Here is a 25,327-nt window from a genome sequence, read left to right on the forward strand (position 1 = left end):
CGCAATGCGGGTGAGCACATCGATTTCCTTGTCATCGGAGCCGCAAAAAGCACAACGACCTGGCTGCAGCAGCAGCTTCAGGCCGATCCGAGCGTCAGCACGCCGGCATCCTGATAGACGCATCCAAGGGAAGGGCCTCCTTTGACATGAGTGAGTTTCACGAAAAGTCAGCTGCGCCATTGACATATGGTTCCCTCGGCATTGATCGAGGTCTGCCGTACGAAGCCCATCATCCTGCTCGCAATGCGAACCAAGACACGGGAGCTGCCCAGAGTGGGATCGTGGCCACGACCCCGGCCGGTCAAGTTGGATATCGCCGCGAAATTGACGGCCTGAGGGCGATCGCAGTCGTTCTGGTGATCCTCTACCATTCAGGGCTTCGCGTCGCGGGCCTTGACCCCTTTGCGGGCGGTTTTATTGGCGTTGATGTCTTTTTTGTCATTAGCGGCTATCTGATTGGCTCGATTGTACAGCGGGAAGTCATGGATGGGACTTTCTCGTTCGCCAATTTTTACGAGCGTCGCGCGAGACGGATCCTACCTGCGCTGTATACCGTCTTAGCAGTAACGATCCCCTTCGCTTGGCTATATATGCTGCCGAGTGCCTTTAGAGACTATTCGGCGAGCCTTTTGGCAACCGTGTTTTCAGCCTCCAATCTATATTTCTGGCATGTTGCGAGCTATGACGCAGCCGACAATCTTTTTCGTCCATTAATTCACACCTGGAGCTTGGGGGTCGAAGAACAGTTCTACGTGATCTTCCCTTGCTTTCTTCTACTGGTGTGGAAATTTTCTCGGAAATTTTTAACCGCCATCCTGTGCATTGGGCTCGTCGTTTCGTTCATTCTTGCGGAGTGGATGACGCGGCATTTCCCGGACGCATCTTTTTTTCTACTGCCAACCCGAATCTGGGAACTAGGGTTGGGGGTGTTTCTGGCAAGACGTGAATTGACTGGCGGCCGGCTTGTGTCGATGCGCTCTTCGCGAGTCGCGCCTGCGGTCGGTTTGGCGCTCCTGATCTGCTCGGTGCCGCTGATGAGGCCGCAGTGGCATCACCCAGGACTTGTAACGTTGATCCCGGTTGCAGGAACGGCATTGCTTATCTGGTATACAGGGCACGGCGATCCCATTACACGAGCGCTTTCCTCCCAGCCATTTGTATTTGTCGGCCTGATATCATATTCCCTCTACCTTTGGCACCAGCCGATATTTGCTTTCGGCAGATTGAGTGTGACCAATTCTGTCGATGGAACGATGGTATTTTGTTGGATTTTGATGTCTGTCATACTTGCCACTGCGACTTACCGCTTCGTTGAGATGCCGACTCGCAGCAGAAAGCGAACCAGCAAGCGCGTTATATGGCTGATTGCCTCACTGGGGGCCGTGTTACTCAGCGGCGGCGGATACTACTGGTATGTCCAAAATGGCATGCCAAGCCGTTTTGCGGACGGCCTGGCCCCGATTGCCGCTGCATCCGATATTCGCGAGGCTCAGATCTTTCAGAACGGGAAGAGCTGTCTCAACTTTGCGCCTGAACAGGGCCCTTGTACCTTTCATGGCTCGAATCCCGAGGGCTATGCTCTTGTTAGTTTAGGTGACTCTCACGCTCGCACTCTGCTTGGTCCGATGCGAGACAGCCTCGATGACTACCGAGATATCGCCTCGTTCACACCGCTCAATCGAGGCGGCTGCGTATTTCTCCTCGGTCTGCAAAGGGTTGACGTGGACCAACCGGGTTGTCCAGGCGACTACAATGACAAGAGGCTCGACTACGTAGGCAGGCTGAAGCGACCGATAGCCGTGCTCTTGTGGCGTCTCCCCATTCTCGTGGAGCAGAGCCGTTACAACAATGGCGAGGGGGGAATCGAGCCGGGCGACGATCACCCGCATTTGGCCAAGCTGGGTGAAACCGGGCCCGCCGATCCGGCTGCAGTCGCCACGGCCATTTCCCGCACCATAAACACACTTCTGGAGCGCGGGGTGAAAGTTGTCTTAGTCTATCCTGTCCCGGAGATGGGTTGGAACGTCCCGCAGGTGCTTCTCATGCGGGCCAGACGCCAGAACGATCCTGCAGCTTATATGCAGGCGGACCCGATTTCGGTTTCCTACGGGGATTTCCGCCAGCGAACGCAACGGACATACGCATTATACGATAATGTCGGATCCGATCCAAATCTCGTGCGTGTGTATCCGGAGAAGGCCTTCTGCGATCAACAGCGCTGTTTCGCCAATCGAGGCTCTCAGATTTTTTATCGGGACGATAACCATCTCAGCGAGACCGGCGCGTCCAAGCTCAACGTTTTGATCATGGACGCCATCAAAGCACGGTGGGGAAATGACCGATGACAGGCGAAGGAAGAGCCGTGGACTTTTTCGACCGGGAAGTCTTATGCGACGTCCCAGCACGGAAGCGACAAGGCTTCCCCTTGCAGTAGAGCTCGACGCTATGCCTTGCGGTGGTATATTTCGAAATACGGGTCCAAAGAGCTGGAAATTCTCTCATCCATGTAAGCGATCTCGTCTCTGTTGAAATAGTCGACATAACCGCCAATTTTACCCCGGCGCACCTTAAAACTGTCGGGATTCGACTGGTCCGTCGGGCGCATTCTTTCGTGGCCGAAAGCGTCTGCCATTTCGATCTTTCGCAAATTCTCGAAAGAGCCAAAGGTTGTCGCCTCATCGAGGATCATCTCCGGCACGCCCTGAATGCCCAGAAAATCTAGCGCCGTGCGAAGCGCCGATTTTGGAGCTTGGCGCATATGTTCGTAGGACAGCATTTGAAATGCCTTCACCTTATCGCGGTTGTGCGCCCAAGCGTTGTAGAACGCTATGATGGAATCAATGCTGCCGACATCCTGGGCAAGAAACTCACTGATCGTTCCGTCAAACACCTTCATTCGGTGCGTTGCGTCGAAATAATATGAAACAAGCACGTCTCTCGGATCCCGAACCAGAAATAGGATCTTTTTTCCTGAATATTTTGACTTATCGGCCTGGATTTCGCTGGGACGCTTAAGGTTTGGGCTGTCGTCGTGAGAAAAGCCAATGCAGGGGATGTTCGACGAGATCTTCCAGAAATGCTGGATTTCCATCGGATTCTGCAGGTTAAGGCCGTAGTGTTTGTCGATGACGCGGCCAACCATGATGCGCAGCCACGTTCTACCGCATTTCGGGTATGAAAGCACAAAGGAGTCTCGCGACCAAAAGATCATCTGGCGACGCAACGCTCCCAGGGGACCCGAGTAGCGTATTTTCTTTGGAACGACGGCTTCGCCAAGGAAAAAGGTAGCGTCGCGAAGATTGTTCTTCAACTGTCCGAGCATAGAAAGCTTCCTCTGCTAGCGTGAGTTTGGCGCATTGGCGGCGTCAACAATGAAGTGCCCGAAGACGGGACCGCCGGACCGAAACTCAAGCGACCATTTTAATCTCCGCCATTGTAAGCCATTGCGTCGGTGCAGCGAGACCTAGCTAGCTGGCTGGCCCGGACTGATGGGAGTACCTCTTTGGATTAACGCGGCAAAGTCCGCTTGCAGTTCCGATAGCCCCCCATGCACAAAAGCATGTGTTGCTTAGAAAGCGGGTAAAGCGCCCCATAGCAGCGATAAGATCGTAGCCTCGAATCCGAACGATTGCAGGCCAACCTGTTCTTGATTGAGCAAGGGACTGGCAGGCACGGATTTGTGCCTGCGAGTTCAAACAGCCGCATCTCTTGACGCGCTCTCTTGGGGCGCGGCGGCTAAGCTTTGTCGAGGTCTAGAATGAGCCAGTCAGATCAGCCGTTTGAGGCAATCAGTCCACTGGGAGGCCAATCCCTTTTGCTGGCCACTGCGATCGCTCTCGGCCGTCTCGTCAGCAAACCGCGGACGATTGTTCATGTGCTGTCTTACTTGCGCCGGCGGGTGACCGGGCGCGCCAAGGCCGTTGGCAAGAACCTTCATCTCTACATCATCGATCTGGCCCTGGCGCTGGCGGCACTGTCGTTTGCTTCATTCATGCGATTGGGCCTTGATGGAGAATTCACCGGTCCGGAAAGCCACGCTTCGTTGCTCTTCGCACTCCCTTGCTTCCTGCTTACATGCGCCGTGGTCTTCCCGGTGACTTGCCTCTACACCCGCAACTGGCGATATGCTTCTGTCGGCGACATGCTCGGTATCGTTCGCGCGGCATTCGTCACATCGCTGGCCTTCGTGTTCCTGATGTTTGTGGCTACACGGCTCGATTCGATCCCGCGCTCGGTGATAGTGATCCAGTTTCTGTTGCTCGTACCGCTGCTTATTTCAGTTCGCATCCGCTCCAAGCTCGTTGAGCTAAGCCGCTTTGGTCCGACTGCGAACAGAGCGAAAAACGGACGCGACGTGGTCCCTGTGCTGCTGATCGGTGCAGGCGATGCGGCCGATCTTTATATTCGCGCGCTGCAGCGGGATCCGAATGCACGCCATTGGCCGGTCGGCGTGCTCGATAATGGCGCAACGACAGAGGGCTATTTCCTGCGCGGCGTGCCGGTTCTGGGCAGCATCGAAGACTTCGACATGGTCATCGGCGATCTGGAAGGTCGCGGCATCAAGCCCCGCCACGTGATTTTCACCGAAAGGGTGCCTGGCCTCGTCGACCCGATGCTTGAAGCGCTGATCGACCGGGCCGACCGTCTGGGCATCGCTGTCTCTCGCCCCGCCCCGGTCCTGGAACTGCGCAATCCTAAATATCAGAGTCGCTTCGACTTGCGCCCCATCGAACTTACCGACCTTCTGGAGAGGCCGCAGGCGGTTCTTGATAAAGATGCGTTGTCCCGAATGATCGAAAACAGGCGCATCGTCGTCACCGGCGCCGGAGGCTCGATCGGCGGAGAGCTCACGCAGCAGATTGCCGCGCTCGGCCCCACCGAAGTGGTCCTGATCGATAACAGCGAGTACAATCTGTACGCCATCGATCTGGAATTGGCGGAGAAATTCCCTAATGTGCGCCGGAAGCCATATATCTGCGACGTACGCGACCCTGTTCGCCTGGGCGAGATTTTCCGACGCCATCGCGTCGACCTGGTCTTCCACGCGGCGGCGCTCAAACATGTGCCGATGGTCGAGTTGAATCCCTGTGAGGGCATTCTTACCAACGTCATCGGTACTATGAACGTGGCAGAAGCGACCCGCCTTTGCGGCGCCAAGGCAATGGTCCAGATATCCACCGACAAGGTTGTGAACACGACCAGTGTCATGGGCGCTACCAAGCGCCTTGCGGAACTCTACTGCCAGTCCCTGGACCTCGCCTTCACCGCCGGCGATACCCCCGTCCGCTTCATGACCGTTCGTTTCGGCAATGTTCTGGGTTCAAGCGGGTCGCTGATCCCGCTGTTCAAGCGCCAACTCGCCCACGGCGGTCCGCTGACCGTGACCGACATGGAGATGAAGCGCTTCTTCATGACAATACGCGAGGCGGTTGAACTGACCTTGCAGGCATCGGCCCATGGTCTGGAGAAAAAACTCGGACAGGGCGAAATCTTCGTTCTCGACATGGGTGCGCCAATCAAGATCATCGACATGGCGCGCCGCATGATCAAGCTCGCGGGATTTCGGCCGGATGAGGACATCAAGATCAAGATTGTCGGCTGCCGGCCGGGAGAAAAGCTGTTCGAGGAACTCTTCGACGAAAGCGAAAGACGTGTCGACGTTCCGATTTCCGGAGTCTTGGGCGCCGTGCCCAACGCGATGCCGCTTGACACGCTTCGCAAGGGATTTTCGCAATTGCGTCGCTTGGCGAGGGCCGGCGACACTGAGGGAGTGTTAAATCTTGTTGCGGATATGCTTCCCAGTTACCGCAGAGAGGAAGCCAAGCCTGCGGCGGCGGTGACGGCGCCATTCGTGCCTCATGTGATCCTCGGTTCAGCCAAGGCAAGCACGCGTCCACACGAGGCGGCCGCTTGAGGCCCAGCGGGAGCGCTGCCGTGCTAAGGCATATTGCCTCGGCTCTGTTTGTCGCGCTGTCGTGCGGCACTGCACTGGCCGGGGCGCCTCAACCTCAGCCGACAGTGGCCGAGGCACGGAAGGCGGTCGAGGCTGCCGGGGCCTATTTCCGCGATCATCTCGGTGTAGCGGGAACTTATGTATGGAAATATTCCCTCGACGGCCAAAAGAGGGTGGGCGAGGGCGGTACCGTGCCCGCGAGCGTTGGCTGGGTGCAGCCGCCTGGTACGCCGGCTGTCGGCGCTGCGTTCCTGCGCATTTTCGAGGTTACCGGCGACAAGCAATGGCTTCAGTCTGCCCAGGTCGTGGCAACCGCTCTGGTCAAGACTCAGCTGGAGTCCGGCGGATGGTTTTACAAGATCGAGACCGACCCGCAAAAGGCGGCGACATGGTGCTACCGCGCACTGAAGTTGGGCGGGAATACCTGTCGCGATATCAAGGACAATCCGCAACGCAACGAGACTGTCCTCGATGACAACAACACACAGAGCGTGCTGAATTTTCTGATGTGGTTCGACCTGGCGAGCGGCGGTTCGGATCCGGACGTCCGTTCCTGCATCGACAGGGCGCTTCATCGATTGATGCGGGTGCAATACCCGAATGGGGCCTTCCCGGTCTTCTTCAAGGGAGCCGCGCCTGGGGCGGATGTAAAGGCTGCGGCCAAGGCGAGTATTCCGGCCAGTTGGTCTCACGAGTGGCAGAAGCCTGATCGTCCGCCCTATTTCATCATCAATGACAATCTTCCCCGCGATATGGGTCGTCTCTTTCTCAACGCCTACCGCACATATCACGTTCCCGCATATCTCAAGACGGCGGAGAAGGTCGGTGATTTTCTCCTTGCAGCCCAGTTGCCCGCGCCACAACAGGGCTGGGCTCAGGGTTACGATCGTTCCATGCAGCCGGTTTGGGGACGCAGGTTTGAGCCGCCAGCGGTCGTCTCGCGCGAAACCGCCGGCAACATCGATTACCTGATCGAGTTGAACGAGCAAAACAGGGATGCGCGGTTGCTGCACGCGGCGACGACTGCAGCCACCTGGCTACAGGCGGCGCGCCTGTCCGACGGCAGTTGGGCACGTTTCTACGAACTCAACACCAACCGGCCGCTTTACATCGATGAGGGCGGCCAAGTGACGTTCGACGACATGGACCTCCTGAAACACTACGGCATGAAAACCGGTGCAGAGATCGAGCCGGTGTTCGCTCGGCTCGAGAGTGCAACGCGGGGGCAGAGAGTTTCACGTCAACGACTGTGGATCAGTGCCGCGGATGAGTTGAGTGCTGGCGAACTGAATTTAAAGGTGCGTCAGCTCGTCGACAGTCAGGATACCCAGGGACGCTGGGTTGAGGGCCGGTTTATCGAGGGAGAAGACTTCGTCGAGGGCGTGTTCGCCCTCGCTCGTTTCATCTCCGCGCAAGCATCAGAGCCGGCGAAATAGCTTCTATATATCGCTCGCTCTTGCCATGGGGAGACCCTGACCAGATCTTCCGGGTGCGCCGATTTTAGCCTTTGTAGGAGCTGGAAAGCTCGGCTGGTGGGCCCCTTAGATCGGCCTGCGTAGGAAAGGCCGCGAACGACCGTACTTGGAGCGAGTACCGCGAAGAAAGCGCGTGACCGTTCTTGAAGCTGGGCCGTCGCGCAAAATCGCAACACTGGGCGCCATTCCAAGCAGCAGAGGCACGAGAAAGAAACGACTGTAAAGATGTGGTAGCGCATTTGCCAGCGCCGCGAAGAGGAGAACTGTCGTCGCCGTGCAAATGGCGGATACCTTGCCTTCACGACTCCGAGCGGCAAGGATGGCGATGGTGATGCCTGCCACGAGCAGGAGCAGAAAACCGATGAATCCGGGCAGCCCTGCCTCGACCCATATGAGGAGGTAGGTGTTGTGGACCGGGGCGTGCAATTCGCTGACCTGCCGATACTGGTCGGCACCGATACCAAGCAGTGAATTATTGTCCGCTTTGCCAATGGCCTCATGGATGAGCCGCATACGGTCTGCAAACGTGCCAGCCTCATCGAGGTCACCATTCTGCAGCGCATTCAGCACGCGGTGTTGGAAGACCTCGGGCAAGAAGTCGCGGCCCCAGGTAACGGCAATGAAGAATGCGGCGAGCGAGGTCACCGCTAAAGAAATGATGCGGCGCCACGAGCCCGTCGCGACTACGAAGATGGTGACCGCAAAGACAAGGCCGATCAGGCCGGTATTGGATCCTGTCAAAATAATGCCATAACCAAAAAGCGGCAGTCCGACCCAAAGCCAGCGAGGCCTTATGCAACCTGACGCCACCAGCCACAACATTAGCGGGACAGAGAGCGCTATCAGCGTTGCGCATTCATTCTCGCGTTCCACCCAACCCTGAAAACGACCATTGCCGCTGACAAAGACGGTGCCGCGTTGCTTGAGGATGTCGATTATCACTATCCCCTGCAGACACATCACGGCGATCGAGCAAAGAAATGATTTCATCAAGAGAACGATTTCGGCCCAGGGCCTCGACACGATCATGAAGGCCAGGAGAAAGTAGGCGTACAGATATTGCGCCGAGATGATGAAGCCTCGCTGCGGATCTCCGTGGATCAGACTGCTTAGCAGCAGCATCCCGCATAGTAGGGCGATGCCGATGTTCCATAGAAACGTCCCCGCGCCCAAGGGAGAGATCGAAAAGGATTTCCCGAGTATGGCTGCGAATACGGCCGCGAGAGCGAAGCCGTCGCTGATGGTAAAATAGAATGCATCAAACCGAAGAATATTGAAGGGCGTGAGAAAGACGGACGCCACGGCGAACCAGAGCCCGAGTCTCCCGGCTACCTCTGGCAACGATGTGACGGCCGGTTTGGGGCCGGGCCTTGTCCAATAATGGCGAGGAGCCCTGGCGTAGTTCATCCTCACTCCTGAATCTGCTTGAGAGTCCTTTTCGCCAGCCCTCATTGGGCCTGCAGTTCAGCCTATCTGCCAAGATAGGGCCCGGGCCGGTTACGCTATCCTTTTGGATGATGTCGCCTTTGCGGCTAAGCCTCTTGAGCGCGATTGCGGCCGCGCAACCATGTTAAAACTGTCGTCGCGGTAAGTCGCGAATTCGATGTTGGGTAGCCTCCAGGTCCGATGTGGCAGGGCCGGCTTGGACCAGTCGAAGACAAACAAAAAGGGGGGCGGGATCTGTGAGCTTGATAGACGACAACAGCGTGTGGAGCCGTCTGGAACCATTCCTTCAAGAGCCGATCGAGCCGTCGAAGGAACGCACTTTCGGCCCGCGCGAGCTCTACACGCTTTTCCGAAGGCGCCTCCCCTTGATCCTTGCGGTCGTGACTACCGGCACCGCTCTCGCACTCATCACGGCCGTGGAACTTCCCAAGACATATACCGCTCGTTCGATGATCGTTGTCGAATCCGATGATCCCAATCCTCTCGACACCGCACAAGCGCAGCCCAACCAACAGCCTGACAAGTCGCGAATGGACACCGAGGCGGATCTGATCACCTCTCGTGTCTTTGCCAGCCTGGTCGTCGACAGACTGGACCTCATCAAGGACCCGGACTTCAACACCTATCTGAAACCAGCCGCGAGCCGAGCTTCCCCTTCGGATTCGGGCCCTGGACTGCTGTCACAGGCCGTCGGCTTGATCGTCTCGATACCGCGAGCGCTATGGAGCCTTGTCGCCGGCGCCGACCCGCAGGATCCCGCGTCGCTGCCATCGAAGGGGGTTCAGCAAGATCGGGCGATTTCATCGTATCTGTCGAGCGTTTCGGTTGACCGGTCCGGAGAGAGCTCGGCGATGACGATCTCCTTTTTCAATGACGACGCGTCGAGGGCGGCCCTGATAGCCAATGCGACGGCCAAACTGTTCGTGGAATGGTCCCGGGACAACAAGCGGCAGGACATCAAGGACGCCGTTAGCTTTCTGAGGCAGCAATCGACGGAGCTTGCGTCACGGATAGCCGCCATAGAAGGCCAGATCGCCCAGTATGCGCGAGAACACGGCGTATCCAGCGATCCGCGCGATGATCTGCTGCGCGCCTCGATCCAGCAAAGCAACGAGCAGCTCAGCACCGCCAGAGGTGAATACACGCAAGCGCAGGCGCGCCTCGCCCAGGTCAGGCTGGCGGCCAAGACCGGCGACGCGGGCGCCAACGTCGATCCCCTGCTCTCATCGGACTTCCTGACGTCCCTGCGCAACGACGAAGCGACGGCGATGAGGGATCGCGCGCAACTGGCCAGCAACTACGGGCGCAATCATCCCTTGGTCCAGGAGGCGGATGCAAAAGTAGCGGCCGTCCGCGCGATGATCTCTCAGGAGATGCTGCGTACGATCGCAATCTTGGAAAACGACGTCCGCGTCAACGAAGGCAGGGTCAACCAACTCGCGAAGACTTTGGAGGAGTCCAACGAGCAACTGCGGCAAAGGAGCCTGGCGGAAGCGAAGCTTCGGGAACTGAACAACCAATTGTCGACCGAGCAGAAGCTCTACGACCTCGTATCAGGCAGGCTTGGCAGCCTCGATCCGTTTTCCGAGGCGGTCGAGCCCGGCGTGCGGACGGTTTCCGCCGCCGAGATTCCGACGAGCCCTTCCTTTCCCAAACTTCGTTTGATGACGGCAGGCGGTTTCGCCGCGTCGCTGATCCTAGCCCTGATCCTTGTGCTGACGCTTGAAAGCATGGATGTGAGAATACGCGAGTCACAACGGGTATCGAAGCTTATCCGTGCGCCACTGCTGGCGTCGATTCCGCAACTGCCCAAGAAATTCCTGCAACGCGCCACGCCTCCTCTTGAAACCTTGTTGTCGCAACCACGGTCGGCCTTCTCCGATGCCTTCCGGTCGCTGTACATGGCCTGCACCCGGATGAACGGTGGCCGGAGCAAACAGGTGATCCTGGTCAGTTCAGGACTACCACAGGAAGGCAAGACAACGACGGCCATGGGCCTCGCCGTGGCAGCTGGAATGGACGGCGCCCTGACAGCGCTGATTGATCTGGATTTGCGAACCCGCAGCATCCATAGCGCCATGCAGTTTGGGCCCGCCGACAAGACACTCAACGACTACCTACATGGTGGTTGCACCCTGGCAGAGATCGTTCAGACGCTTCCTGAAGTTCCGCGACTGGATGTGCTGGCGCCATCTGCCGACGACCAGACCTTGCCTGAATTCCTCAATTCCAGCCAATTCGCGAAATTGCTGGAGGCGTTCCGGCTCGAATACGACGTGGTGATCATCGACGCGCCGCCTGTGCTCGTCGTCGAAGACGCAATCAGGATTGCCGCCTCGGTGGATACCGTCGTGGTCGTGGCCGCGTGCGACAACACCACGCAAGAGGCTCTCTCCCAGGTTGTCGAGCGCCTGCGGTTCGCCGGCGGTCCATCGATCGGCTGGGTGTTCAACCGCGTCGACCCCTTCCGACAGGCCCGTGGTGCCCTGCGGAAAGCCTATTTGAAACGGCAGCAGATTCGTCGTTATTTTCCCGCTTGACCGCCATCGGCCGCGCGGCCGATCAGGCGCGGCCGACTATATCCCCATCGCCTCGAGCAGGGTTTGGTTCACCTTGTGAACATCGAACCGGTCTTCCGCGAGCTTTCTTGAGTTGGCGCCCATCTTTGCGGCGAGTTCCTCATCCTCGAGAAAAGCCCGCTGCGCCGAGGCGAGAGCTTCCACGTCTCGCGGCTCGACCCGGAAACCGTTCTCGCCCTCGATCACCGTTTCTTGACAGCCAGGGGCGTTGGTCGTGATTATCGGCCGACCGGTCGACAAGGCTTCCAGCGCGCTGCGGGGAATGCCCTCCCTGTAATAGGACGGCAACACGAACACGGTGGACGCGGTCAAATAGGGACCGACGTCGTGTGTTTCGCCGAGATATTCAACGGCGCCTTCCTTGGTCCACTGGTCCATTTCGGCTTTCGAGATGGAGAGGGGACTGGGATCGAAGGGCCCGAGAATCTGAAAGCGTGCAGCGCGGTACTTGGTCTTCAGGATACGCGCGGCGGCAGCAAACTCGGCAATTCCCTTTTCGCGAAGCAAGCGAGCGATCAGAAGGAAGACGGGAGGCCCTGAAGGTGGGGGGCTTGCGGCAAACAGTGTCAGGTCCACTCCTGAACCTGGGATCATGATCACTGGCGTCGTCGCAGAAACCATCCCATGGCGCCGGATGTCGGAAGCGTCGGCGTCATTGTAAGCGAAAACTGCTTCGCAGCCGACCAGAGCCGAGCGGTAGAGACCAATACTCAACCGGCGCAAAATGGTTGCGCGCAGTCCCGTCATGCTGCCGCTGAATATGAAGCCGAAGCCTGTAAAGAGCGCAAACCGGCGCGGTACACGGGCAAGGCGGGCAGCCAATCCACCATAGATGATCGGCTTCATCGTATACGCCAGGACGATTTCGGGCGCCAAGCCGCGGATGAGCTTGTAAAGCGCCTTGAGCGTTCGCAAATCGGCCAGCGGACTGGTACCCGTCCTGGCCATCGGAATCTGTCGGAAGGTCACGCCAATTGCCTTGAGACCGGCGATCGCCCGCTCATCTTCATCGGGGGCGAGCGCAATGACATCATGCCCCGCAGCGACCATGGCCTTCAACAATTCGAGACGAAAGTTGACAAGCGAACGCGTCAGGCTCGCAATGACGACGATGCGCTTGCGGCGCATCGCATAGTCCACAGGGGCGCGAGGAGAATCTCGACCATTCATGTGCACAGCAACCACCAGCCGCTCCTATCGGATATGGCGACGACGCCCTAGAGCTGCTTCGTAGAGTTCCAGGTGCCTGCCGACGTAAAGGGAAAGCGAGAAGTTCTCCATGACGCGACGACGCGCTTGTTGACCCAAGGCGCGGCGCTCGGCCGGTTCAAGGCTGACAAGCCTGATCAATCCGGCGGCCAGAGCTTCACTATCTCCCGGTGGAACGACCACGCCGCTGTCGCCGACCAGCCAGCCGGAGTCGCCGACCGCGGTAACCACCGCCGGCACGCCGCTGGCCATCGCCTCGCCTACGGCAAGGGAAAATGCCTCGCCCCAAGCCGAGCAAAGCGCGTAGACGTCGAAGCCCGGCATGAGGTCGGCGATGTCAGCGCGGATGCCCGGCGTGGTAATGCGGTCGTCTATGCCGAGCTCACGGGCGGTGCGCCGCACCGGGCCGTCGGCATGTCCCTCCCCGATAAATATGCCCTGAACGTCGTATCCCTGTTCCAGGAGCCGGCTGATGGCGCGGACCAGGCTAACCTGGTCCTTCATGGGATGGAAGCGTGCCACATGGCCGATCATCAGCCGTCCGGGCGGCAAGCCGAACAGGCGGCGCAGCTTCGCACCGGCGTCGGCCGAGGGGGAAAATTGATCGCAATCCGTCCCGTTCGGGATAACCACCCTCCGGCGCGGATCAAAGCCCAGGCGCTCGTGATCATCGGCGGCGACGCGCGAGCAATATGAGATCGCGCTGGTGCGCCTCGACAGGCGGGCCGAGAGCCGTATCAATTGGCGCGTCAATGGTTTCTCGTCGGCGAGATCTCGAACCGTGTGATGGATGCTCCAGATGACCGGCGAGAAATTGAGCCCTAGCATCGAGCCGAGCGTTGCCGCGACGTTGCCGTGATACATCCATCCGTGAAGAAGATCGGGGGCCGCCCGTCTTATCGACCGCGTCAGCCGAACGACATCGCGCGGTCGCGGCCGTTCCGTCATGTCGAGCGAAACGAGCCCCGATCTTGTATATTCTACGTTTGCAGCCACCGGACCCGGTGAAAGCAGGGACAGAACTGAAGTCGAGAAGCGATTTTGGTCGACCTGGCCAAGAAAACGGGCAAGCATGACCTGAGCGCCGCCGACGTCGAGACTGGTAATGGTGTGAAGAACACTTGTGTGCACGCAAGCTTCCCAGCTGTCTGCAACGCTCCGCCCTGAGGAAGCATTCAATCGTCCGACAGTATGCAGCCGCACCATACGTTGGTTGCAGTCGACATCCAGTTAGCCAAATTAGGTGGGAACCAGACCGAAGGTTGTCACCGCTCCACCAAAGGTATGACTCATTGTCCTCGCGCAGGTGTCGCTAGGGTCTTTGCAGGAAAATTCTATGGTGGGCTTCCATGGCATCTTATTGCAATGCGACGCGGAGCAGGCGATCGACAGGCGCGTGGACCAGTACATTCCTTGCGAAAGCACTGGGATCCGCCAGTATTGCGATCCTTGCGGTTGCAGCGATTCTGATTTCCCAGCTTGATGCCTGGGCCGCGGCGGACGATGACTACAAGGTTTCGGTCGGCGATGTGGTGTCGTTTGACTTCATCGACGACGCGCTTCCCGCCGAACAACTCACGGTCGCCAGCGATGGCGCGATCAACATTCCGCTGATCGGCAGCTTTGAAGTCGGCGGCCTGACGGTGCCCGACGCCTTGAGTCGTATCCGTAAGGCATTCATCGAGCGTGAACTCTTCAATGACCCGCATATAGCTCTTGCGGTGGTGAGCTTCCGCCCGATCTTCGTCCTTGGGGATGTAAAGGCGCCGGGCTCGTTTCCTTACCAGCCGGCACTGAATGTGGAGCAGGCGGTGGCGCTTGCGGGCGGCCAGTCGACCGGGGGAGCCACGGCGGAGGATCGCGTCGTAACACGCGCCCGGTTGCGCGGAGCTCTTGATGAAAGCGTGGTGGAGATCGCCAAGGAGGCGGTCGCCGCTGCGCGCATCAAGGCCCAATTGGCAAACAGCGACAAGATCTCGGAACTGGATCTGCCTGCCAAGATCAAGGGCCTCATGAACGCCAACCTGCTCGCGACGCTGCTTCCTACCGAGCAGCGGATCCTTGAAGCAGATCAACATGCGCTGACGACACGTCGCAAGCAGCTCTCGGCGGGGATCGAAGAAGTAAATGTTGCCCTCGCCAATGTTCAACAGCTTTCGGACATACAAAAGACAGTGATCGCTTCGGCACAGGCGGATCTCGATCGCATCAGGGGCCTCAACAAGAAAGGTCTCGTCACAATCACAGACCTCTCGAACGCCGAGCGCGAAGCGACCACGCAGCAATCCCATCTGCTTGAAATCTACAATCAGGCATCAACGGTGCGCCGCGAATTGAGCCAGTTGCAGCGCGACCTGGATGACGCCACCCAGACCTGGACACACACGGCGTTGACGGATCTCCAGGCCCACAACTCTGAAATCGAGCGCCTGATCGCGGTTCGAGAATCGACCGAGGAACAGATCCTGCTGTTGAGCTCGCTGGCCGCGGAGCAGACACGCAGCAACAACTCCATCACGTTCACCTACCAGATCCGCCGCAAGGTAAATGGCCAGACCGCCACAAAGGTGGCGACCCTCGACGATCCGGTTGCGGCCGGAGATACGATCCTTGTGTCAATAAACCGCCTGGATAGCGCCCAGGACACGACAAGCCGTTCAGCCACTACCTTGGCGACGACCTCTTCCGTCCAGGTCGGACCGTCGCAATGATCGGCCTCAGCACCCCAACAGCACGTTCCGGCGGCTGGACTGCGCGCGTTCCGCTTGGCCGGGCCATACCAAGCCGTATCGCCGCGGTGATCCTTTTGGTTCTCAGCCTGCCGCTATGGCTCATGGCTGCTGCCATTGTCTGGGCCAGTGTCGGCCGTCCATTGTTTTTCCGCCAGTCTCGCAGCGGGCTGGAAGGTCGCCCGTTCGTGATCTGCAAGTTTCGTACGATGCACGAAGGGCGAGACGGGAATGGCATGCTGCTCCCCGACGCTTTGCGTGAGACGCCGGCCACGCGATTGATGCGCTCCGTCCGCATCGATGAGCTGCCGCAGCTTCTCTCGATCGCCAGGGGGGACATGGCCTTCATGGGGCCCCGTCCGTTGCTCCCGGCCACCATCGCCGAATTCGGCGAGCTAGGGCGTATTCGTGGCACGGTCCGCCCCGGCCTGTCCGGATGGGCACAGGTGAACGGCAATACCCGCCTCACCAACAGCGAAAAGCTGGCGCTCGACCTCTGGTATGTGCGCAACCGCAGCCTGTGGCTCGATCTGCACATACTGGTTCTGACTGTCCAAGTGGCACTGTTGGGCGAACGTGTCGACCGCCGCCATGTCGACCATGCTTTGAAGGCTATGCCCGCCGGGACGGTCCGGCCATGAACCCAGCACTCGGTCGACTTCTGGTGATCGCACCGCATCCCGATGATGAGGTCCTGGGGTGTGGCGGCACGATAGCCCGGATGGCTGCCCAAGGCGCAGAAGTTCATGTCGCAGTGGTTACGCGAGGCAGCCCGCCCGCCTTCACAGAGGAGATGACGGAACGGGTTCGCAGCGAGGCCAAGGCGGCGCATGCCTGTTTGGGCGTGCAACAGACGCATTGGCTTGATCTGCCGGCAGCGCAGATCGCCGAGACGCCGCACGCGACGCTCAACAGGGCGCTGCTGACCCTGTTGCGGGATGTCGTGCCGGATACGTTGCTCATCCCTTTCGTCGGTGATGTGCACATGGACCACCAGCTGATCTTCCTGTCATCGCTGGTAGCGGCTCGCCCGACCCAATCTCAATATCCGCGGACGATCATGGCTTACGAGACCGTCTCCGAAACGAACTGGAATGCCCCCTATGTGACGCCGAGCTTCGTGCCGAACGTCTTCATAGACATCGCATCGACGCTGGACCGCAAACTCGAAGCTGCGTCGATGTTCGCCTCACAGATCAGAGATTTCCCGCATGAGCGTTCGATCGAAACCTTGCGGGCGCTTGCGATCGTCAGGGGCACCGCCGCCCATCTGAGGGCGGCCGAGGCCTTTGTCCTTCTGCGAAACGTCATTTGAATTCTAGCTGGAGTATTCTGCGATGAAACGCTGGCCAATCTACGACGAAGAACAAATAACCGATGTGGTAGAGGTTTTGCGATCCGGCCAGGTGAACGCCTGGACCGGCGACCATGTGAAGACCTTCGAACGCGCCTATGCGCGCAGCCTCGGCCGACGTCACGCGGTGGCGCTGGCCAACGGCTCGCTGGCGCTGGATCTTGCGATGAAGATTCTCCACATCGGCGCCGGCGACGAGGTGATCGTCACGCCCCGCAGTTTCGTCGCCTCCGCCGCCTGCGTCATGTTTGCCGGCGCCACGCCCGTTTTCGCGGATGTCGACCCGAGTTCGGGCAACCTTTCCGCCGAGACGATTGCGCCGAAGATAACGGCTCGAACAAAGGCAGTGATCGTCGTGCATATTGCCGGCTGGCCGTGCGACATGGCGCCGATCATGGAACTCGCAAAGCGCAGCGGCATAAAAGTCATCGAAGATTGCGCCCAGGCGCATGGAGCCGAATACAACGGACGACCGATTGGCTCCTTCGGCGACATAGCGGCGTTCTCGTTCTGCCAGGACAAGATCATCACGACGGGCGGCGAAGGTGGGCTTGTCGCAATGGACGACAAGAAATTGTGGCTCGCTGCCTGGAGCCTCAAGGACCACGGCAAGAACTACGATCTGGTCTTTGCCCCCCATAGGGCGACAGGGTTTCGCTGGCTGCATGACAGCATCGGCACCAACTGGCGCATGACATCAATCCAGGCAGTGCTTGGCTTGCGGCAGCTCGAGCGCCTACCCGACTGGACTCGCCAACGCGAGCGAAATGCCAGCATCTGGATGATGACGCTTGCTGAATTGCCGATGCTGCACGCGCCCCAGCTCGGTTCGGAGCATAAGCATGCCTGGTACCGATGCTATTTCTATATCAAGCCCGAGATGCTGTCCCCCGGATGGTCGCGCGACGAGTTGATTGCGGCTATCAATGCGGCCGGCGTCCCATGCTTCTCGGGAAGCTGCTCTGAGATCTATCTTGAACATGCCTTCGCGGACGCCGGGGTAGCGCCGCCCGAACGTCTGCCGATCGCACGGCAGCTCGGTGAAACGAGTATGGCTTTTCTGGTCGACCCGTCCTGGACGACCGAGGAGACCATGGCTGCCGCGTCGACGGCGCGGTCAATCCTTGTTACGGCTTCGCGCCAGCTCGAGGCAGCATGACAAAGGAACGCGCGATCAGGAAGGATGAAACCGTTCTAGCGTCTTCTCTGGCAGAGCTGCAGATAGTGACGTCGTCAGCAGCGCGGAACCTCACCCTTGCCCCTACAGAGCGTGGTTTGCTCGGATTCGAACTGCCAGCCGCGGTTCGATTTTATCAGCAGATGATGCTCATCCGGCTCGTGGAGGAGCGCTTGCTCGATCTTTTTTCCCAAGGTCTCCTGTTCGGCACGACGCACACGTCCATTGGACAGGAAGCCAATGCGGTTGGCGTGATAAACGCTCTTGACCGGGACCGCGACATTGTCTGGAGCAACCACCGCTGCCACGGTCATTTCATTGCCTATTCGGGCGAAGTCGAGGGCCTGATAGCCGAGATCATGGGGCGTGTAACCGGCATTTGCGGCGGACGCGGCGGCAGCCAGCACCTGTGCTTCCGCAACTTCCACTCCAATGGCATCCAAGGAGGCATCGCACCCGTCGCAGTTGGTAGTGCGCTGGCGCGAAAGGACGAGGGCGCCGTCGCAGTGGTGTTCCTCGGCGACGGCACGATGGGCGAGGGAGCCGTATACGAGAGCCTGAACCTTGCGTCTGTTTTCGCCGCCCCGGTGGTCTTTGTGATCGAGGACAACGAGATCGCGCAGACGACGCCCAAGCATCTGACCGTCTCCGGTTCGATCGTCGCCAGGGCCGAGCCGTTCGGCGTCCGCACATTCGCCTATGACGGCAACGATCCGATCGCGATATATGAGCTCGCCCAAGAAGCCGTAGGCTATGTACGCGCCGAATCCCGCCCTTGCTGGCTCTACTTGCGAACCGAGCGGATCGGCCCCCACAGCAAGGGAGATGATACGAGGCCGGCGGAGCGTCTTGAGCAAGCTCGAGCCAGAGATCCCATACCCCCGATGCGCCGGCGCGTTGCCAACGCCGATGAGATCGACGCCTACTGCCTGAATGTCGTGGACCGCGCGGTCGAATCCGCCGCCGCGGCCGCCTTGGCGCGGGGTTGATCCATGCGTGTCGTCGAATCTATCAATCGCGCGCTACACGATCTCATGGGAGCCGATCTCCGTCTGGTGATTTTGGGTGAGGATGTTCTTGACCCCTACGGTGGCGCCTTCAAAGTCACCAAGGGTCTTTCGTCAGCCTATAAGGACCGTGTCTGGACCACGCCGATCAGCGAAGGCGGCATTGTTGGCATGGCGGCAGGCATGGCCATCAAAGGCCGGCCTGTGATCGTCGAACTCATGTTCGGAGACTTCATAGCCCTTGCTGCCGACCAGATCATCAATCACGTCGCCAAGTTCCGCTGGATGTACAACGATCAGGTTGAGGTCCCCGTCATCATCCGCGCTCCCATGGGCGGACGGCGCGGCTATGGGCCGACGCACTCGCAAAGTCTGGAAAAGCATTTTTGCGGCGTGCCCGGGCTGACGGTGCTTGCCACTCACGAGTATGCCGATCCTGGCACGCTTCTGCATCGGGCCTTCGCGTCGCGATCCCCTCACCTGATCATCGAAAACAAGGTGATGTATTCCAGGCCCGTGCTCGGACCCGACGCGCTTCCACGCCCGGCGGATGCAGATGTCGTGATCCTGACATATGGGGGTTGCGTCGAGCACGCTGTCGCGGCCGCAAAGAAACTCGCGCAAGAGGAGGAAATCGCGACCACCGTGGTGGCCGTCGAACAGCTGTCGCCCTTCCCTGGCGATGAGGTCCGAAGCCAGGTCGGCAACTGCACGCGTGTGGTCGCGGTGGAGGAAGGCTCTCCCGGCTGGGGCTTCGCGTCGGAGTGTGCGCGCGCGCTGATCGGCCGGGTCAGGCACTTCAGCGCATTGACCGGGCCCGATCACCCCATTCCCTCAAGCCGCGACTGGGAGGACGATCTGCTGCCGGGTGTGAACGCCATCCAGGCGGCCTGCATCGAGCTGTTCCAGAAAGGCTAAGCGTACATGACCGTGCTTGTCGAAGCCCCGCGGGTTAACGCCAACGAGGACAATCTCCAGCTCATCGAGATTCGGGTCGCACAAGGTGAAAGGGTCGAACAAGGCACCATTCTTTTCGTGCTTGAGACCACCAAGGCCGCAGTCGAGGTAGATGCTCCGGAGGCAGGAACTGTCGGCCTGCTGGACATCAAGGTCGGTGACTTCGTTCCTGTCGGCGCAACGCTTTGCAAAATCATCGACGAAAATTCGAATGTCGTTGTCGGGGAGACCAGCGCGGCCGATGTCGGGGCCAGCGAAGTCGCGATAACGGCTAAAGCCCGCAAGGCCGCATCCGAGCTCGGGGTCAACCTTGCGGACGTCATTCCGTCCAATGGCCGCATTGGCGAAGCCGAGGTGCGCGCTGCTGCCGGTCGCCGATCCGCCGCCAAGAGAGCCGAACCGGGCGAGCCGAGTTCCGTCGCTTTCTCCAGGCGGGCCGTCATCATCGGCGGCGGCGGCCACGCCGCCTGTTTGATCGATGCTCTCGATGGTGCCGGATACGATATCGTGGGCTGCACCGATCAAGCGTTGCCCGCCGGCCACCACGTCTGCGGCGGTATTTCGGTGATCGGCACGGAAGACTGCCTGGAGCGTTTGTTTGCCGAGGGCACGCGCTATGCTTTCATCGGCATCGGAGGCGCCCAGTCAAGCCAGGTGAGGCGGGCAATGTATGAACGCGCCACCGCAATGGGCTTCGTTCTGCCGCCTGTGATCCATCCTTCCGCGATCGTCTCCAAGGCGACCAGGATTGGACATGGCTGCCATATTCTGGCCGGCGCGAGCATCGGTCCGCGCTGTACGATCGGTAACAACGTCATCGTCAATCAGGGGACTATAGTCTGCCACGACAGCGTCGTTCAGGACAATGCGCACCTGACACCAGGCGCTATCATAGCCGGCGGAGTGGGCATCGGAGCCTTGACCGTCGTGGGAATGGGCGCAACGGTGCTCCTGGGCGTCCAGATCGGCGCCGACTGCCTGATCCACAACGGCGCGCACATCAGCGCCAATGTCGCAGACAACACCATCGTCGACGCGCAGGGCCGCCGCCATCTCCGCTAATGCATGTCGCCCAAGGCGATCTCCGGCTCGAGAAAGCGACATAGCGGGGCGTTCGACGGGGCGGCTCTCGTGGCTGCGGCCGAGGGTTCGCCAATTCCGATCGGTGTCAGTCAAGCCGTACTTCGGTTGCGGTCCAGCGATCGCCCGCAATCAGCATCGGGCCTGGGTTAAATCAGTCCCGCAATGCGGCTGTTAGTCATCCGGTGGAGTTTTTCTGCGGCAGCCCACTACTTTTGGGCGGGGGTGTCCTTCGAATTCCCGAGCATTGCGAGACCTGGGATGGTGTACGGTGAAATGGTCTGCGGGATCCAACTTGAAGGCTCAGATGACCGTTGCACATCTCCATCCTCAGAACTCATCGGGTCCGCAGCATTTTCCCGTCGAAGCGTCAGCGAAGCCGGCTGGCGACAATTCGTTCAATGTAGCCGCGCATGGGTTGCGCGGCATTGCTTCTCTTATGGTCTTCTTCGCTCACCTCCTGGGCGGCACGGCGGAGCACGTCTACGCCTCCAATTCGGCCTATGTCGACCGCATTACGCCCTTCTGGAATTTCGGCACCTTCGGAGTCTGCCTTTTCTTCGTAATCAGTGGCTTCGTCATCCTGCCCAGTGCGATACGCTATAGTCCCGCTCAGTTTGCTGCCCGACGGTTCCTGCGCCTCTACCCTCTGTTTTTCGCGCTAAGCCTGCTTTTCATCTTGCTGAACGCAACCACCAACTTTTATCCCGAAACCAACAATCTCACAGCGGTTCTGGCAGGACTGACATTCCTGAACCTTGCAACCCATACCGAGCAATTGACGCCGAACGCGTGGAGCCTGACCTTCGAGGTCTGGTTCTATGTGTTTACGGCAGCGTTCGTTTTCCTGACGGTTCGTCGCCCAACCAGACTCGGCACAATTGCGCTCGGTCTTCTCGCGGCGCTCTTTATCGCCCGGTACCCGATCGCCTTGTATTTTCTTGCCGGCGGGCTGATCCGCCTTGCCTACGACCGATTTGAATGGGTAAACCGGGGCCGCCATCGGCTTGCCGAGAGCGGGGCGCTGGCAGCTTGCGTCTTTCTCGCCAGCCGCGGCCATTACGACTATCACTGGTCCGATTTCCAAAATGCCGAGCTTCCCTTGCTCATGGTCGCGACGGGGCTCTACTTCTGCCTTGCAGTGTCGCGGAACAGCTTGACGGCACTACTCCTTGGCAATCGGCTGCTTCGATACTTCGGAACGGTGAGCTACAGCCTGTATCTGGTGCATCCCTACACGTATCTTCTGACACGCTCGCTGTTTTCCCGCGCCCATCTTTTTTCCGGCAATGTTGTCCTATCGATGAGCGCCTTCATTTTGGCGGCGGCGGCGATCACCTGGGTGCTGACGCATTTCGCGAACCGAACGCTTGAGCTGTGGCCCTATGAGTTTGTCTATCATCAGAAGATCTATCGCTCGGCCTCGCAGCCAAGCGCGATGCGGCTTTGGCTGGCGTCAAATGCCAAACGTGCGGCATGGCTAAGGGGGTAGGATCGCCGTTGCGCGGCGGCCTGCGGCTTTTGAGGCGGATAGATAGCAGACTGGTCGTAACCACTGTTGTTAGGCTGCAAGCAGGGATGAGGACGAAATGCATCCATTTGTCATCGACGCCAAGCCTCAACCTATTTCAATTGATCCCGCTGACGCCGCCGTACTCGTCGTGGACATGCAGAATGACTTCGGCTCCAACGGTGGAATGTTCGACAGAGCCGGAATCGATATCTCCGGGATTCAACGGGCTGTAGGCCCTACTGCCAGCGTAATAGCTGCCGCTCGCGAATTGAGCATGCCCATCGTCTACCTGAAGATGGGATATCATCGCGACCTCTCGGACCTTGGAACGTCGGACGCCCCCAACCGTATTCGACATCTCCAGATCTTCGGGGTGGGCGCGAACATGACAGCCCCGGATGGCAGCGAGAGCCGGATTCTGATCCGCGACACCTGGGGAACAGAGGTCGTCAACGGCCTCAAGCCACAGGCAGGGGATTTCGTCCTCTATAAAACGCGATTCAGCGGTTTCTACGAAACCGAACTCGATTCTGTTCTGAAATCCGCAGGCGTCAAACACCTCATCGTGACAGGATGCACGACCAGCGTGTGTGTGGAATCGACAATTCGGGATGCCTTCTTCAGGGACTATCGCTGCATACTGCTGACGGATTGCACCAGCGAGCCCATCGCTTGGGACGCCCCAAGGAGCAATCATGATGCCTCGATCACGCTCGTTCAGATACTCTTTGGATGGACATCGACGTCCGACCAATTCCTGAAGTCGGTCGCAGAGCGAGTTCACGGTCGTCTTGAACTAGCCGAATGAGCAGGCGAAGCTGCCTATCAGTCACCTTGGAGCACCGCGGCTGCCGCTCAGGGCCAGCGTAGATCAAGCCCAAACACAACCGACGTCCGGTCCCAATGCAACCCAGCAATCTCAGAGATCGCGACCACTCTCGAAAGGTGCCCCGACGCATCGCCTACGATTTAGTCGTCCGACTTTGCCACAAGATCGGCGATACGGGATACATCAGGCACGTAAAGCTCTTTGGCGTGGCGCAGCACGAGTCCGATGTTTTGCAGGTAGCTCAGCTCGCGTGCCACCGCCTCGCGGTGGGTGCCAATGCGGTGGGCCAGATCCGTATGGGTCGGGATAGGAGAAATCCTCGCCGAACCGTCGGCTCCGATGTCTTCAGCGCATAAGCGCAGCAACTCCTTATGCACCCGGGACCGAACGTTGAGCGTCGAAAGCTCAACGATGTGCTCGACAAGCACCTGCTGACGTTCCACCAACAATTGTACAACCGCATGCAGGGCTTCAGGATCCTGCTTGACTATGTCCAGAAAGGCACGACTGCCGATCGAAGCGATAGTGCATGGTCCCGCCGCTTCGACCGAATATGGCATCTGGATGTCGCCGCTCAAGGCAATTCCGTTAACAAGCGAGCCACGATGCGCAGGGGGGAGCGACACAATCTTGCCATTGCGGGTATAAACGAGCGCTCGAAGCTCGCCCTCGAGCAGAAAAAAAAGCCGGTCGACACTTTCGCCGGCCGGGACCAGGACGTCCCCTTCATTGAGATGCAACCAACGACAGCGGCGGTCTATCTCGATCAGCGTGGACGACTTAACATTGCTGAAATGCTCGATATTTTTCAAATCCGGCCCGTGCATATGGTTGGCATCAGCTACGGAGGTGATCTCCCCGTCAGTCTGCGGGCCTGGATATCGAACGGGCGGTTGTTTCATCCTGGGTAGCGCCCCCTTGCAAAGGTTCGCAGCCGCTTCCGTTGCGGCTGCTCCCCAAACTCAAGCAAATCACATCTACTAAAACGGTCCGTCAAGAACCATTACTCGTTGAGTGAGGCGGCACCCATATTTCAATTCCGTATGGCAATCCCTTCATACGGCGTTGTGTTGAGTATGTAGGCGACTTCGGTACGGTTTCTCGCACGAAGTTTTTTCATGACATTCCGAATGTGTACCTTGACCGTACTTTCACACATGTTGAGCTCGTACGCGATGACCTTGTTCGCCTTTCCTCGACGCAATGCCTCGATGACAGACATCTGACGCGAGGTAAAAGTGTTGTCTCCGTGCGGCTGCTGCTTGGTCGCGGACTGACCGTCGGTGACGGCGCGTCCTGAATGAAAGAGAACACTGGGCGGGACGAAAGTTCCGCCCGCCGCGACAAGCTGGATGGCCTTGGCGGCCACCTGCAACCTGACGCTGGTAGGAATATAGCCACGCGCGCCGTTTTCGACCACTTTGAGAATGTCCTCAAAGTTCTCGATATCCGATAGGATGACCACCCCTACCTCGGGCCTGGTCGCTTTCAGATGGCCTATCTGGGAAAGATGATAGTCCGCCTGGGAGTTCGACCACATCACACACATCAGGACCGTCGAAACTCTCTGCGTTTCTTCGGGATCCGCCATGTCGAACGCTTCGACCGACGCGTAATGCTGGATATGAAATGATGGCTCGATGATTTCGAGGCTTCTGCTGAAGCAGTCACACATCAAAGGCCGGCCATCGATGATTGCAATCTCGATTCCCTCTCCCGAGGACGGTGAGAGACGATTGACGTCGAGAATAGATGGATATTGATCAAGATCAGTTTTGTCCGTCCGATCATTCGCAGGCAAAAAACTTGTCATGACTCACCCCCGCGCAAATCTCGCCCCAACGGAGATTTCGCTTTTAAACCCATACCTTAACACTTTAGTAATAGCTTGTGGACCGGAGGTGGTGGTGTGACAAAACGCACAGCGCGGCCAAAATTTCGGTTTCCCCAAGCAATCAAAGTGAAAAAGTCGTGGTTGCAGTATTATAGTTGGCTTCGAAGTCCATGCGCTTACCAATA

At 58.8% G+C, this 25,327-nt stretch carries 19 protein-coding genes; 13 read left to right on the forward strand and 6 right to left on the reverse strand.

Translation table 11 applies throughout. The annotated features are described in order from the left end of the window. The first annotated feature begins 146 nt into the window (after positions 1 to 146). Entirely contained in the window at positions 147 to 2,345 is a 2,199-nt protein-coding gene (locus FJ979_RS12715; protein ID WP_140581287.1) for an acyltransferase family protein, read from the forward strand. Positions 2,346 to 2,443: 98 nt separating this feature from the next. Here FJ979_RS12715 and FJ979_RS12720 read toward each other — a convergent pair whose 3' ends face one another. After that, positions 2,444 to 3,322: a sulfotransferase domain-containing protein gene (locus FJ979_RS12720; RefSeq protein WP_140581290.1), complete on the reverse strand. Its 879-nt coding sequence runs from the start codon at positions 3,320 to 3,322 to the stop codon at positions 2,444 to 2,446. A gap of 435 nt (positions 3,323 to 3,757) precedes the next feature. On the opposite strand from FJ979_RS12720, the gene FJ979_RS12725 reads away from it, so the two are divergent. Further along, positions 3,758 to 5,914, forward strand: coding sequence for a nucleoside-diphosphate sugar epimerase/dehydratase (locus FJ979_RS12725; protein WP_140581293.1), 2,157 nt, complete (start codon positions 3,758 to 3,760; stop codon positions 5,912 to 5,914). A gap of 20 nt (positions 5,915 to 5,934) precedes the next feature. Beyond that, positions 5,935 to 7,389, forward strand: coding sequence for a pectate lyase (locus FJ979_RS12730; protein WP_140581296.1), 1,455 nt, complete (start codon positions 5,935 to 5,937; stop codon positions 7,387 to 7,389). Positions 7,390 to 7,494: 105 nt separating this feature from the next. On the opposite strand, the gene FJ979_RS12735 is transcribed toward FJ979_RS12730, so the two are convergent. Beyond that, on the reverse strand, positions 7,495 to 8,835 hold the full coding sequence (locus tag FJ979_RS12735) for an O-antigen ligase family protein (protein ID WP_181165376.1): 1,341 nt from the start codon (positions 8,833 to 8,835) through the stop codon (positions 7,495 to 7,497). A 281-nt stretch (positions 8,836 to 9,116) separates the two neighbouring features. Here FJ979_RS12735 and FJ979_RS12740 point away from each other — a divergent pair, with 281 nt between their 5' ends. Continuing rightward, complete coding sequence (locus tag FJ979_RS12740; RefSeq protein WP_140581298.1) at positions 9,117 to 11,414, forward strand: polysaccharide biosynthesis tyrosine autokinase; 2,298 nt, start codon at positions 9,117 to 9,119, stop codon at positions 11,412 to 11,414. 36 nt (positions 11,415 to 11,450) lie between these two features. On the opposite strand, the gene FJ979_RS12745 is transcribed toward FJ979_RS12740, so the two are convergent. Beyond that, the gene (locus tag FJ979_RS12745) at positions 11,451 to 12,581 is read right to left on the reverse strand and encodes a glycosyltransferase family 4 protein (protein ID WP_140498441.1); all 1,131 of its coding nucleotides are present in this window, start codon (positions 12,579 to 12,581) and stop codon (positions 11,451 to 11,453) included. A 66-nt stretch (positions 12,582 to 12,647) separates the two neighbouring features. Continuing rightward, entirely contained in the window at positions 12,648 to 13,793 is a 1,146-nt protein-coding gene (locus tag FJ979_RS12750) for a glycosyltransferase (RefSeq protein WP_181181777.1), read from the reverse strand. 218 nt (positions 13,794 to 14,011) lie between these two features. Between FJ979_RS12750 and FJ979_RS12755 the strand changes: the two genes are divergently transcribed. The 9 genes from FJ979_RS12755 (at position 14,012) to FJ979_RS12795 (ending at position 23,287) form a co-directional block, all read left to right on the forward strand. After that, positions 14,012 to 15,373 carry a polysaccharide biosynthesis/export family protein gene (locus FJ979_RS12755; protein ID WP_140558000.1) on the forward strand — a complete coding sequence of 454 codons (1,362 nt, stop codon included), beginning with the start codon at positions 14,012 to 14,014 and terminating at the stop codon, positions 15,371 to 15,373. Beyond that, complete coding sequence (locus tag FJ979_RS12760; protein WP_140558001.1) at positions 15,370 to 16,032, forward strand: sugar transferase; 663 nt, start codon at positions 15,370 to 15,372, stop codon at positions 16,030 to 16,032. Before FJ979_RS12755 ends, FJ979_RS12760 begins: the two co-directional genes overlap by 4 nt. Further along, complete coding sequence (locus FJ979_RS12765) at positions 16,029 to 16,706, forward strand: PIG-L deacetylase family protein (protein ID WP_140498445.1); 678 nt, start codon at positions 16,029 to 16,031, stop codon at positions 16,704 to 16,706. The genes FJ979_RS12760 and FJ979_RS12765 overlap by 4 nt, the downstream gene beginning before the upstream one ends. Positions 16,707 to 16,728: 22 nt before the next feature. After that, a complete protein-coding gene (locus tag FJ979_RS12770) occupies positions 16,729 to 17,904 on the forward strand; it encodes a DegT/DnrJ/EryC1/StrS aminotransferase family protein (RefSeq protein ID WP_140498446.1) in 1,176 nt (391 codons plus the stop codon). After that, positions 17,901 to 18,911 (forward strand): thiamine pyrophosphate-dependent dehydrogenase E1 component subunit alpha, encoded by a 1,011-nt coding sequence (locus FJ979_RS12775; RefSeq protein WP_140498447.1) that lies wholly within the window; start codon positions 17,901 to 17,903, stop codon positions 18,909 to 18,911. The genes FJ979_RS12770 and FJ979_RS12775 overlap by 4 nt, the downstream gene beginning before the upstream one ends. 3 nt (positions 18,912 to 18,914) lie before the next feature. Beyond that, positions 18,915 to 19,847 (forward strand): transketolase C-terminal domain-containing protein, encoded by a 933-nt coding sequence (locus FJ979_RS12780; protein ID WP_140498448.1) that lies wholly within the window; start codon positions 18,915 to 18,917, stop codon positions 19,845 to 19,847. Positions 19,848 to 19,853: 6 nt separating this feature from the next. Continuing rightward, the gene (locus FJ979_RS12785; protein ID WP_140581300.1) at positions 19,854 to 20,948 is read left to right on the forward strand and encodes a NeuD/PglB/VioB family sugar acetyltransferase; all 1,095 of its coding nucleotides are present in this window, start codon (positions 19,854 to 19,856) and stop codon (positions 20,946 to 20,948) included. Between the two features lie 325 nt (positions 20,949 to 21,273). Next, positions 21,274 to 22,458, forward strand: a complete 1,185-nt coding sequence (locus FJ979_RS12790) for an acyltransferase (protein ID WP_140498450.1) — start codon at positions 21,274 to 21,276, stop codon at positions 22,456 to 22,458. A gap of 97 nt (positions 22,459 to 22,555) precedes the next feature. Then, positions 22,556 to 23,287 carry a cysteine hydrolase gene (locus FJ979_RS12795; RefSeq protein WP_140558005.1) on the forward strand — a complete coding sequence of 244 codons (732 nt, stop codon included), beginning with the start codon at positions 22,556 to 22,558 and terminating at the stop codon, positions 23,285 to 23,287. 161 nt (positions 23,288 to 23,448) lie between these two features. On the opposite strand, the gene FJ979_RS12800 is transcribed toward FJ979_RS12795, so the two are convergent. Together FJ979_RS12800 and FJ979_RS12805 are read right to left on the reverse strand one after the other, a co-directional pair. Beyond that, positions 23,449 to 24,210, reverse strand: a complete 762-nt coding sequence (locus tag FJ979_RS12800; RefSeq protein ID WP_140498452.1) for a Crp/Fnr family transcriptional regulator — start codon at positions 24,208 to 24,210, stop codon at positions 23,449 to 23,451. A gap of 131 nt (positions 24,211 to 24,341) precedes the next feature. Continuing rightward, on the reverse strand, positions 24,342 to 25,121 hold the full coding sequence (locus FJ979_RS12805; protein WP_140498453.1) for a response regulator transcription factor: 780 nt from the start codon (positions 25,119 to 25,121) through the stop codon (positions 24,342 to 24,344). Positions 25,122 to 25,327 lie beyond the last annotated feature (206 nt).

Source organism: Mesorhizobium sp. B1-1-6 (assembly GCF_006443035.1).
GTDB lineage: Bacteria > Pseudomonadota > Alphaproteobacteria > Rhizobiales > Rhizobiaceae > Mesorhizobium.

Excerpts from the sequence above, each read along its gene's own strand:
- FJ979_RS12800 (WP_140498452.1), bottom strand. The coding sequence starts at position 24,210 with ATGAAACAACCGCCCGTTCGATATCCAGGCCCGCAGACTGACGGGGAG.
- FJ979_RS12790 (WP_140498450.1), top strand. The coding sequence starts at position 21,274 with ATGACCGTTGCACATCTCCATCCTCAGAACTCATCGGGTCCGCAGCAT.
- FJ979_RS12715 (WP_140581287.1), top strand. The coding sequence starts at position 147 with ATGAGTGAGTTTCACGAAAAGTCAGCTGCGCCATTGACATATGGTTCC.
- FJ979_RS12755 (WP_140558000.1), top strand. The coding sequence starts at position 14,012 with ATGGCATCTTATTGCAATGCGACGCGGAGCAGGCGATCGACAGGCGCG.
- FJ979_RS12805 (WP_140498453.1), bottom strand. The coding sequence starts at position 25,121 with ATGACAAGTTTTTTGCCTGCGAATGATCGGACGGACAAAACTGATCTT.
- FJ979_RS12775 (WP_140498447.1), top strand. The coding sequence starts at position 17,901 with ATGACAAAGGAACGCGCGATCAGGAAGGATGAAACCGTTCTAGCGTCT.
- FJ979_RS12770 (WP_140498446.1), top strand. The coding sequence starts at position 16,729 with ATGAAACGCTGGCCAATCTACGACGAAGAACAAATAACCGATGTGGTA.
- FJ979_RS12725 (WP_140581293.1), top strand. The coding sequence starts at position 3,758 with ATGAGCCAGTCAGATCAGCCGTTTGAGGCAATCAGTCCACTGGGAGGC.
- FJ979_RS12720 (WP_140581290.1), bottom strand. The coding sequence starts at position 3,322 with ATGCTCGGACAGTTGAAGAACAATCTTCGCGACGCTACCTTTTTCCTT.
- FJ979_RS12795 (WP_140558005.1), top strand. The coding sequence starts at position 22,556 with ATGCATCCATTTGTCATCGACGCCAAGCCTCAACCTATTTCAATTGAT.
- FJ979_RS12745 (WP_140498441.1), bottom strand. The coding sequence starts at position 12,581 with ATGCGCCGCAAGCGCATCGTCGTCATTGCGAGCCTGACGCGTTCGCTT.
- FJ979_RS12735 (WP_181165376.1), bottom strand. The coding sequence starts at position 8,835 with ATGAACTACGCCAGGGCTCCTCGCCATTATTGGACAAGGCCCGGCCCC.
- FJ979_RS12765 (WP_140498445.1), top strand. The coding sequence starts at position 16,029 with ATGAACCCAGCACTCGGTCGACTTCTGGTGATCGCACCGCATCCCGAT.
- FJ979_RS12780 (WP_140498448.1), top strand. The coding sequence starts at position 18,915 with ATGCGTGTCGTCGAATCTATCAATCGCGCGCTACACGATCTCATGGGA.
- FJ979_RS12785 (WP_140581300.1), top strand. The coding sequence starts at position 19,854 with ATGACCGTGCTTGTCGAAGCCCCGCGGGTTAACGCCAACGAGGACAAT.
- FJ979_RS12760 (WP_140558001.1), top strand. The coding sequence starts at position 15,370 with ATGATCGGCCTCAGCACCCCAACAGCACGTTCCGGCGGCTGGACTGCG.